This window comes from Pseudooceanicola lipolyticus (genome assembly GCF_002786325.1).
In the GTDB taxonomy this organism is placed as follows: domain Bacteria; phylum Pseudomonadota; class Alphaproteobacteria; order Rhodobacterales; family Rhodobacteraceae; genus Pseudooceanicola_C; species Pseudooceanicola_C lipolyticus.
Genome location: NZ_PGTB01000034.1, coordinates 22,846 through 32,508, shown reverse-complemented (window position 1 = coordinate 32,508; position 9,663 = coordinate 22,846). Strand labels below are relative to the sequence as shown.

At 66.4% G+C, this 9,663-nt stretch carries 8 protein-coding genes; 4 read left to right on the top strand and 4 right to left on the bottom strand.

The window, feature by feature from the left end; all coding sequences use genetic code 11:
• Nucleotides 1-1,042 (bottom strand): DNA mismatch repair endonuclease MutL (gene mutL / locus CVM52_RS10905; protein WP_133119825.1); only part of this gene is annotated, 1,042 nt, incomplete at its 3' end.
• A gap of 65 nt (nucleotides 1,043-1,107) precedes the next feature.
• Entirely contained in the window at nucleotides 1,108-2,457 is a 1,350-nt protein-coding gene (locus CVM52_RS10900; RefSeq protein WP_100162539.1) for an aminotransferase class III-fold pyridoxal phosphate-dependent enzyme, read from the bottom strand.
• A gap of 191 nt (nucleotides 2,458-2,648) precedes the next feature.
• Between CVM52_RS10900 and deoC the strand changes: the two genes are divergently transcribed.
• On the top strand, nucleotides 2,649-3,638 hold the full coding sequence (gene deoC, locus CVM52_RS10895) for a deoxyribose-phosphate aldolase (protein WP_100162538.1): 990 nt from the start codon (nucleotides 2,649-2,651) through the stop codon (nucleotides 3,636-3,638).
• A gap of 111 nt (nucleotides 3,639-3,749) precedes the next feature.
• Entirely contained in the window at nucleotides 3,750-6,086 is a 2,337-nt protein-coding gene (locus tag CVM52_RS10890) for an aldehyde dehydrogenase family protein (protein WP_100162537.1), read from the top strand.
• 63 nt (nucleotides 6,087-6,149) lie between these two features.
• Here the strand turns inward: CVM52_RS10890 and mscL are convergent, their stop codons facing one another.
• The gene (gene mscL, locus CVM52_RS10885) at nucleotides 6,150-6,581 is read right to left on the bottom strand and encodes a large conductance mechanosensitive channel protein MscL (protein WP_100162536.1); all 432 of its coding nucleotides are present in this window, start codon (nucleotides 6,579-6,581) and stop codon (nucleotides 6,150-6,152) included.
• Between the two features lie 140 nt (nucleotides 6,582-6,721).
• On the opposite strand from mscL, the gene CVM52_RS10880 reads away from it, so the two are divergent.
• Together CVM52_RS10880 and CVM52_RS10875 are read left to right on the top strand one after the other, a co-directional pair.
• The gene (locus tag CVM52_RS10880) at nucleotides 6,722-7,420 is read left to right on the top strand and encodes a glutathione S-transferase family protein (protein ID WP_100162535.1); all 699 of its coding nucleotides are present in this window, start codon (nucleotides 6,722-6,724) and stop codon (nucleotides 7,418-7,420) included.
• 455 nt (nucleotides 7,421-7,875) lie between these two features.
• On the top strand, nucleotides 7,876-8,484 hold the full coding sequence (locus CVM52_RS10875; RefSeq protein WP_205964935.1) for a cysteine hydrolase family protein: 609 nt from the start codon (nucleotides 7,876-7,878) through the stop codon (nucleotides 8,482-8,484).
• Between the two features lie 10 nt (nucleotides 8,485-8,494).
• Here CVM52_RS10875 and CVM52_RS10870 read toward each other — a convergent pair whose 3' ends face one another.
• On the bottom strand, nucleotides 8,495-9,613 hold the full coding sequence (locus tag CVM52_RS10870; RefSeq protein WP_100162534.1) for a pyridoxal phosphate-dependent aminotransferase: 1,119 nt from the start codon (nucleotides 9,611-9,613) through the stop codon (nucleotides 8,495-8,497).
• Between the last annotated feature and the right edge of the window lie 50 nt (nucleotides 9,614-9,663).

Sequence of the window (9,663 nt, the reverse complement as noted above, 5' to 3'; positions counted from 1 at the left end):
CCTCGGCCAGCGCGTGGCGCAGCGCCGACACGATCAGCCCGCGGGCGGTGCCCGGCTCGCGGAACCGCACCTCGGACTTGGCCGGGTGCACGTTGACGTCGACCAGCTGCGGGTCGCAATCGATGAACAGTGCCGCCGCCGGGTGCCGGTCACGGCTGAGCAGGTCGAAATAGGCCGCCCGCAACGCGCCGGTCAGGGTGCGGTCGCGCACCGGCCTGCCGTTGACAAAGAGATACTGCGCCACCGTCGCCCCGCGCGAAAAGGTCGGCAGCGCCGCATAGCCGAACAGCCGTAGACCGTCGCGGCTGGCATCGATCCTGAGGGCGTTTTCGGCAAAGTCGCGGCCCAGGACGCCGCCCAGCCGGCCATGCAGCGCATCGAACAGGTCGCCGGTTTCCGCATCGGCGCGGAACACCACCCGGCCTTCGCCGCCGCCCGAGACATCGCGCAGGGTGAAGGCCACCGCGGGCTCGGCCATGGCCAGCCGTTTCACCACATCGGTGACCGCCTGCGTCTCGGCGCGGTCCGAGCGCATGAATTTCAGCCGCGCCGGCGTGGCGAAGAAGATGTCGCGCAGCTCCACCACCGTGCCCGCGCGCAGGGCGGCGGGTTTCACCGGCTCGATCCGGCCGCCGGCGACGCGGATGCGCGCCGCCTCGGCCCCCGGCACCCGCGAGATCAGCGTCAGCCGCCCTACCGCGCCCAGCGAGGGCAGCGCTTCGCCGCGAAAGCCGAAGGTGTGGATGTTCAGCAGGTCCGAGCCGTCGATCTTGGAGGTCGCGTGCCGGGCCAGCGCCAGCGGCAGATCTTCGGCCGCGATGCCGCAGCCATCATCGGTGACCCGGATCAAGGTCTTGCCGCCATCGGCGATTTCCACCGTGATCCGCGCCGCGCCCGCGTCGATGGCGTTTTCCACCAGTTCCTTGACCGCCGAGGCCGGGCGCTCCACCACTTCACCAGCCGCGATCCGGTTGATCGCGGCATCGTCAAGCTGCCGAATGACCGGGCGAGAATCGCTGATATTGGGGCTTGGGTAAGACATACCCCAAGACCTAGCATTGGCAACGCGATTCTGCCACCCGGATGATGCGCCACCCCGGCTGGGCGCTAGACCGAGGCGAGGGCGGTATCCAGCGAAGCCAGAATGGTGTTCACTTCGGCCTCGGTGATCACCAGCGGCGGCGACATCGCAACGGTGTTGCCCAGCATCCGCACCATGGTGCCGCTGTCCAGGATCGCCGCGTTGATCCGGCCCATGGTTTCGGCATCCAGCGGCGTCTTGGTAGCCCGGTCCGACACCAGCTCGACCCCGGTCATCAGCCCGTGGCCGCCGCGCACATCGCCGATGATGTCGTATTTCGCTGCCAGCGCCTGCACCCCTTCGAACATCTGGGTACCGCGCGCCGCGGCATTGGTCTTGGTGTCCAGCCGCAGCGTTTCGGACAGGCAGGCCGCCACTGCCGCCGCGCCGACCGGGTGGGCCGAATAGGTATAGCCGTGGAAGATATTGCCGTCGGGGCCCGCGGTTTCGAACACTTCGGCCACCGCCTCGCTGATCAGCGCGGCGCCGACCGGGAAATAGGCCGAGGTGATGCCCTTGGCCACGCTCATCAGGTCGGGCTTAACCCCCCACAGGCGCGAGCCGCTCCAGGCGCCGGTGCGGCCAAAGCCGCAGATCACCTCGTCGGCGATCATCAGGATGCCGTGGCGGTCACAGATCTCGCGCATCAGCGGCATGAAGGTCTCGTGCGGGACGATCACGCCACCCGCGCCCAGGATCGGTTCCATGATGAAGGCAGCGATGGTCTCGGCGCCCTGGAAGGCGATTTCGTCCTCCATGACGGCGGCGATCTTCTGCGCCAGCTTCTCGGGATCGCTCTCGTCGAAGGGGTTGCGATAGGAATAAGGGCTGGGCAGGTGGAAACAGCCGGCCAGCAACGGCTCGTAGCCGATGCGAAAGCGGTTGTTGCCATTGACCGAGGCGCCGCCGAAATGGGTGCCGTGATAGCCCTTTTTCAGGCTGAGGAACTTGGTGCGGGCCGGGGCGCCCTTGATGCGGTGATATTGCCGCGCCAGCCGCAGGCAGGTTTCCACCGAATCCGAACCGCCGGAGGTAAAGAACACCCGGCCGATGCCGTCTTCGGCGAAGAAGTCGCGCACCATATAGGCAGCCTCGATCGCCATCGGGTTGGTGGTGCCGGCGAAGGCGGAATAATAGGGCAGGTCGTAAAGCTGCTTGGCGATCGCCTCTTTCACCACGTCATTCGAATAGCCGAGATTGGCGCACCACAACCCGCCGGCCGCGTCGATGCGGCGGGTGCCGTCGATATCCTCGAGGGTGGACCCCTCGGCCTTGGTGACGATCACCGGTGTATTGGCCTGCAGCTGCCCCGGATGCCCCATCGGATGCCAGAGCTGGCGGGCATTGTTCTCCTTGAGGAAATTGTCGTCTTTCATCGGGCGCTCCCTGGCATTTCAATTGCGCGGAGGTTGGCCATGAATTTGCCGCCGCCGCAAGGCCTGCCGCGACGCTTTGGCCGCAGATCGACAGATGGCGGCGATGCATGGCGAAAGATCGGGCGGTCCGCGTCTTGCCAAGCGGGTGGGCACATGCCACCCTGCCGCCCTGATCACGCGGAGGAGCGATCATGGAAACCGGGACTGCCGAACGCCTGGCCCATCTGCCGCAGGTCACCGAGGCGCGCAATCCGGGCATGGCGCTGGACCTGGACTGGGTGCGGGCGGTTCAGGCCAATACATCCGCCATCGAACGCCGCGCCGCTACCCTGCCGGGGCGACGCTCGGTCAAGAAAGCCTATCAGGCGGCCTGGCTGTGCCGCGCCGTGTCCTGCATCGACCTGACCACGCTGGCCGGCGACGACACCGTCGCGCGGGTGCAGCGGCTGTGCGCCAAGGCGCGCCAGCCGGTGCGCGCCGACCTGCTGGAAGCGCTGGGGCTGCCGGGTTTGACCGTCGGCGCCGTCTGCGTCTATCACGACATGGTGGCACCGGCAGTGGCGGCGCTGCAGGGCTCGGGCATCCCGGTGGCCGCGGTCTCCACCGGGTTTCCCGCCGGACTGTCGCCGTTCCGCCTGCGGGTGGCCGAGATCGGCGAAAGCGTCAAGGCGGGGGCGGCCGAGATCGACATCGTGATCTCGCGCCGGCACGTGCTGTCGGGCGACTGGCAGGCGCTTTATGACGAGATGCGCGCCTTTCGCGAGGCCTGCGGCGACGCCCATGTCAAAGCGATCCTGGCCACTGGCGAGCTGGGCACCCTGCGCAATGTCGCCCGCGCCTCGCTGGTCTGCATGATGGCGGGGGCCGATTTCATCAAGACCTCGACCGGCAAGGAAAGCGTCAACGCCACCCTGCCCGTTACCTTGGTGATGCTGCGGGCGATCCGCGCCTATCACGCGCGCAGCGGCTATCGCGTCGGCTACAAGCCGGCGGGCGGGATTTCCAAGGCCAAGGATGCGCTCACCTATCTGGCACTGATCAAGGACGAACTGGGCGATCGCTGGCTCAGGCCCGACCTGTTCCGCTTTGGCGCCTCGTCGCTGCTGGGCGATATCGAACGGCAGCTGGAGCACCACGTAACCGGTGCCTATTCGGCCGGATACCGCCATGCGCTGGGATGAGCCGGAGTTTTCGAAAAATCCCGCAGCGGCGGGCATAAGCGCGCGGCGACCTTCCGAGCCGGCGCCGGCGGGGCGAGCCGGCAGTTGAAGCATTCGACAAGAGAAGAAGCCATGAACGTGAAAGAGATTTTCGACAGCATGGACTATGGCCCGGCGCCGGAAAGCGCGGCCGAGGCGCTGGCCTGGTTGGTGGACCAGGGCAGCAGGTTCGGCCAGTTCATCGATGGCGCCTTCACCGCGCCCGGCAAAGGCTTCGACAGCCGCAACCCGGCCACCGGCGAGGTGCTGGCAACCGTGAGCCAGGCGACGCAGGCCGATGTCGACGCCGCGGTCGCCGCCGCCCGCAAGGCACAGCCGGCCTGGGCCCGGCTGGGTGGACCGGGGCGCGCGCGCCATCTCTATGCCATCGCGCGGCTGCTGCAGAAACATGCGCGGCTGCTGGCGGTGCTGGAAACGCTCGATAACGGCAAGCCGATCCGCGAAAGCCGGGATATCGACGTGCCGCTGGCGCAGCGGCATTTCTATTACCATGCCGGCATGGCGCAGCTGATGGAGGAGGCGCTGCCGGGCCGTGCGGCGCTGGGGGTCTGCGGGCAGATCATCCCGTGGAATTTCCCGCTGCTGATGCTGGCCTGGAAAATCGCCCCGGCCCTGGCCATGGGCAACACCGTGGTGCTGAAACCGGCCGAATATACCTCGCTCACGGCGCTGCTGTTTGCCGATCTCTGCCGCCAGGCCGGGCTGCCGAAGGGCGTGGTGAACATCGTCACCGGCGATGGCGCGGTGGGCGAGATGATCGTCGGCGCCGAAGTCGACAAGATCGCCTTTACCGGCTCCACCGAGGTGGGGCGCCGGATCCGCGCGGCGACGGCGGGAACCGGCAAGGCGCTGACGTTGGAGCTGGGTGGCAAGTCGCCCTATATCGTCTTCGACGATGCTGACCTGGACAGCGCCATCGAGGGGCTGGTGGACGCGATCTGGTTCAACCAGGGGCAGGTCTGCTGCGCCGGCTCGCGGCTGCTGGTGCAGGAGGGGATTGCCGAAACCTTCTATAGCCGCCTGCGCGCCCGCATGGACAAGCTCAGGGTTGGCGATCCGCTGGACAAATGTATCGATATCGGCGCGGTGGTGGATCCGGTTCAGCTGCAGGCGATTGGCGCGATGGTTGCGGAAAATTCCGCCGGCGAAACCTATCGCGCCGAGGTCGGCCTGCCCGAGACCGGCTGTTTCTATCCCCCAACGCTGATCACCGGCATGGCGCCGTCGGACCGGCTGATGCAGGAAGAGATCTTCGGCCCGGTTCTGGTGTCCTGCACCTTCCGCACCCCGGCCGAGGCGGTGCAGCTGGCCAATAACAGCCGCTATGGGCTGGCGGCGACGGTCTGGACCGAGAATGTCAACCTGGCGCTGGACATCGCACCGAAACTGGCCGCCGGCGTGGTCTGGGTCAATGCCACCAACCTGTTCGACGCCGCCGCCGGGTTTGGCGGGGTGCGCGAGTCCGGATTCGGCCGCGAAGGCGGCTGGGAGGGGCTGGCCGCCTATACGCGGCCGGTGACGAAGACCCGGCCGCTACCGCCGATCGCGCCGCTGAGCGGCAGCGGTGGCCCCGCCGATCCCCTCGACCGCACCGCCAAGCTGTATATCGGCGGCAAGCAGGCGCGGCCCGATGGCGGCTATTCCCGCCCGGTCTGGGGCAAATCCGGTGCCCTGCTGGGCCAGGTCGGGGTGGGCAACCGCAAGGATATCCGCAACGCGGTCGAGGCGGCGCAGGCGGCGGCGGGCTGGGCCAAGACAACCGGCCACATGCGGGCACAGATCCTCTATTACATCGCCGAGAACCTGTCGGCCCGTGCGCCGGAATTCGCCCGGCGGCTCGACGCGATGCAGGGCGGCAGGCAGGGCGACAAGGAGGTCGCGGCGGCGATCCAGCGGCTGTTCACCTATGCGGCCTGGGCCGATAAATATGATGGCCAGGTCAAGGGCGTGCCGCTGCGCGGCGTCGCCCTGGCGATGAAGGAACCGGTGGGGGTGATCGGCGCGCTCTGCCCCGACGAGGCGCCGCTGCTGGGGCTGGTTTCGGTGATCGCGCCGGCGATCGCCATGGGCAACCGGGTGGTTGCCGTGGCCTCCGAGCCGTTCCCGCTGGCGGCCACCGATTTCTACCAGGTGCTCGACACCTCGGACCTGCCCGGTGGCGTGGTCAATATCCTAACCGGCAGCCATGCCGAACTGGCCCCGGTGCTGGCGGCGCATCTGGATGTGGACGCGGTCTGGTCGTTTTCCTCGACCGACCTCTCGGCCGAGATCGAAGGCGCCTCGGCCGGCAATCTCAAACGCACCTGGGTGAATTACCGCCGCGCCCGCGACTGGGCGGTCAATGACAGCGGCGAATGGCTGGCCCAGGCCACCGAGATCAAGACGATCTGGGTGCCCTACGGGGAATGAAACAACGGGCCCGCCCCGGTGGGGCGGGCCCGCGCAGGGCCTCCGCAGGGCGAGGCCCCGCGACTAGGATTGCTTCAGCGCATCGCGGATTTCGATCAGGATGTCCTTTTCCGAGGGGCCAGTGTCGACCTCAGGCGCCACTTCCTGCGGTTTTTCCGCTGCCGCCTTCACCCGGTTGACCATCTTGACCAGCAGGAACACCACCCAGGCGATGATCAGGAAATTGATCACCGCCATCAGGAAGGCACCATAGGCAAAGACCGAGGCGCCGGCTTCCCGCGCCGCCTCGAGGCTGGCACCGGCGGGCACCTCGCCAGAGAGGACGACATAATTGTTGGTGAAATCGACGCCGCCCGTGAACAGCCCGATGATCGGGTTGATCAGGTCGTCCACCAGCGACGACACGATGGCAGTAAAGGCCGCACCGATGATAATGCCGACGGCCATGTCCATGACATTGCCCTTGGCGATAAAGTCCTTGAATTCCTGAATCATTCTAACTTCCTCGTTCCGGCCCGGCCCCTGATCTCTGTTCGCAGCTCCACAGGGATGGCTGCGACTCCGCACCTAACCGCACCTGTATCCCAGGGGAAAACTTCTTACCTTTTCCCCCAACCATATCGACGGAGCCCCAGATGACCGATCTCAGCCAGTTCCCCATCGCTCAGAAATGGCCCGCGAAACATCCCGGGCTGATCCAACTCTATTCGTTTCCCACGCCGAATGGAGTAAAAGTTTCCATCGCGCTGGAGGAAATGGGCCTGCCTTATGAGGCGCATAAGGTGACGCTGGCCGATGCCGATGTCAAAAGCCCGGAATTCCTGTCGCTGAACCCCAATAACAAGATCCCGGCGATCATCGATCCCGACGGCCCGGAGGGCGAACCGCTGGGCCTGTTCGAAAGCGGTGCGATCCTGATCTACCTGGCGGAGAAATCCGGCAAGTTCCTCGGCGATTCCGCCCGCCAACGCGCCCATATTATCCAGTGGCTGATGTTCCAGATGGGCGGTGTCGGCCCGATGTTTGGCCAGTTGGGCTATTTCTATAAATTTGCCGGCAGCGAGATCGAGGATCCGCGCCCGCGCGAACGCTATATCAACGAGGCCAAGCGGCTGCTGGCGGTGGTGGAGAAACAGCTGGACGGACAGGACTGGATTGCCGGCCCCTATTCGATTGCCGACATGGCGCTGGCCCCCTGGATCCGGGCGCTGAACTTCTACGGCGCGACCGAGGTGGTCGGCCTGACCAACAGCCCCAACACGCTGGCCTGGCTGGAACGCTTCACCGCGCGGCCGGCGGTGCAGACCGGCCTGGTGACGCCGCCGCGGGACTGACCCCCGCACCAGCATTCAAGCGCGGATCTTGCCGGGCGTGGCGGTCCCGGCGTGGCAGTCAGCCCCAGGCGCCCGCCCCGGCCCGGCCCTACCCGAAGGACAACCTGCTGACCTTCCTGGCCGCGATGGAGGCGCGCGATCTCGACGCCGCGCGCCGCCTGCTGGGGTAGGGCTTTGCAGTGGTTTTTCCTGGGACCCGGCCGCGCTATGGCTTTGTCAAGAAATCCGATAAAGGCCATGTCGCGATGTCTGATGGCGCGAACGCGGTGGTCTATTGCCGAGGTCAGATCGCAGGGGTGAGGCGCGAATCCGATATAATTGTTGCAACCCGAAGCACATTTGCCTGATTCTTTATTTATTGAGCCCGCCTGGGCAACAATCCGGATTGAACCGGGCGGGTCGGGCCGGATAGACCATTTCGGGAATAGTTTATTTATTTTTCGAGGGGCCGATGCATGGCAGGTATAGATCCGGAGCGCACCGCGATCCTTACCATCGATCTGCAAAACGATTATCTTCACCCCGATGGGGCCTATCGCAGGGCCGGGTATGCGATCGATGCCTTCACCGCGCTGCCGGAACGGATCCGGCCGGTGATCGACGCCCTGCGGCAGAAGGGCGGCACCCATATCTCAGTCCAGTTTACCCTGGTGCCGCGCCCGGATGGCGAGCCATTGATCAGCCCGTTTCTACGCAATCTCCGGCCGTTCCTGGCGCGGGGCGATTTTGCCCCCGGAAGCTTTGGCCATGCGCTGGTCGACGCGCTGCCACCGGCGGATTACACCATCGAACGGGTGACCTATTCGGCCTTTTACCAGACCCGGCTGGAATATTTGTTGAACGCGCTGGGGATCAGCCATCTGATCCTGGCCGGGCTCGTCACCAATGGCGCGGTGGCCACCACCCTGCGCGATGCGCATCTGCGCAATTTCGAAACCGCCTTGCTGAGCGATGGCAGCGCCGCCTTCTTGCAGGCGGTGCATGAGGCGACGCTGACCTCGCTCAGCGGGGTGACCTACCAGATGACCTGCGCCGAAGCGATCGGGATGCTGGAGGCGGCGTAACCGCGCCGCGTCACACCGGCCGCGCCTGCTGAAACCGGGCGGTGCAGTCCAGCAGCAGATCATTCTGCGCGGGCAGGCCCAGCGAGAACCGGAAAAACTGTTCCAGCCCGGCCTCGCGGGTGCGGTTGACCACCAATCCACCGGCATCGAACAGGTATTCCACCAGCGCCTCGGTCACCTCGGGCCCGGCGCCGTCGATGCGCGCCATCAGAAAATTGGTGCCGCTGGGGCAGCAGGACAGGCCCAGCGCCGCCAGCCGCTCTGCCACGCGCCGGCGCTCGGACAGGATCACGGCCACCCGTTCGCGCACCACCTCGATATCCTCCAGCGCCGCCAGCGCCGCGGCCTGGGCCATATGGTTCACGCTGCCCATGCCGCGCGCGATGTAAAATCCGGGCAGCATCCAGGCCGGCACCTGGGCCCAGCCTGCGCGCAGCCCGGCCAGCCCATAGGCCTTGGAAAAGGTGCGGGTGACGATGACGTTTTCAAAGCCCCTGGCCAGATCATGCACCGCCGCGACATAGTCGAACCCGGTGAATTCGCCATAGGCCAGGTCCAGCACCAGAACCACGTCGCCGGGGACACCCCGGGCCAGCCGCGCCAGTTCGTCCACCGGCAGAACCGTTCCGGTCGGGTTGTTGGGATTGGCCAGGAAGATCAGCCGCGTGCGTGGGGTGATCGCCGCCAGCAGCGCGTCGATATCGGTGGTGAAAGCCCGCTCGGGTGCCTTGACCAGCGTCGCGCCCAGGCGATGCGCGGCCAGCACGAACTGGATATAGCCGAATTGAGAAATCAGGATCTCGTCCCCCGGCCGGGCGAAATTGCGGCCGATCACATCCAGAAGTTCCTCCGAGCCGTTGCCGCAGATCAGCGTGTCGGGATCCAGCCCGTTGGCGGCGCCCAGCGCCTCGCGCAGGGCATCGCAGCCGGGTGCGCCATAGCGGTTGGCAGAATTGCCTGCATCGGCGATGGCGGCGGCCACTTTCGGCGACGGGCCAAAGGGCAGCTCGTTAAAGCCGAGGTTGATCACCGGCAGCCCCTTGGGCTGAGGCCGGGCGACGCGCCCGCGCAGCGGCAGCGCGCGGATATAGGACGTCGGGCGCAGCGGGCTTTCGGGGGAGCGCGTCATTGCAGGGCCTCGTGGTTCTGTGTCGATGCTCTGTTCAGGGCGAGTGAAAG

What these genes read in the sequence shown, in the direction of transcription:
- CVM52_RS10900 (WP_100162539.1), bottom strand. Translation starts at nt 2,457, where the DNA reads ATGAAAGACGACAATTTCCTCAAGGAGAACAATGCCCGCCAGCTCTGG.
- deoC (WP_100162538.1), top strand. Translation starts at nt 2,649, where the DNA reads ATGGAAACCGGGACTGCCGAACGCCTGGCCCATCTGCCGCAGGTCACC.
- CVM52_RS10890 (WP_100162537.1), top strand. Translation starts at nt 3,750, where the DNA reads ATGAACGTGAAAGAGATTTTCGACAGCATGGACTATGGCCCGGCGCCG.
- mscL (WP_100162536.1), bottom strand. Translation starts at nt 6,581, where the DNA reads ATGATTCAGGAATTCAAGGACTTTATCGCCAAGGGCAATGTCATGGAC.
- CVM52_RS10880 (WP_100162535.1), top strand. Translation starts at nt 6,722, where the DNA reads ATGACCGATCTCAGCCAGTTCCCCATCGCTCAGAAATGGCCCGCGAAA.
- CVM52_RS10875 (WP_205964935.1), top strand. Translation starts at nt 7,876, where the DNA reads ATGGCAGGTATAGATCCGGAGCGCACCGCGATCCTTACCATCGATCTG.
- CVM52_RS10870 (WP_100162534.1), bottom strand. Translation starts at nt 9,613, where the DNA reads ATGACGCGCTCCCCCGAAAGCCCGCTGCGCCCGACGTCCTATATCCGC.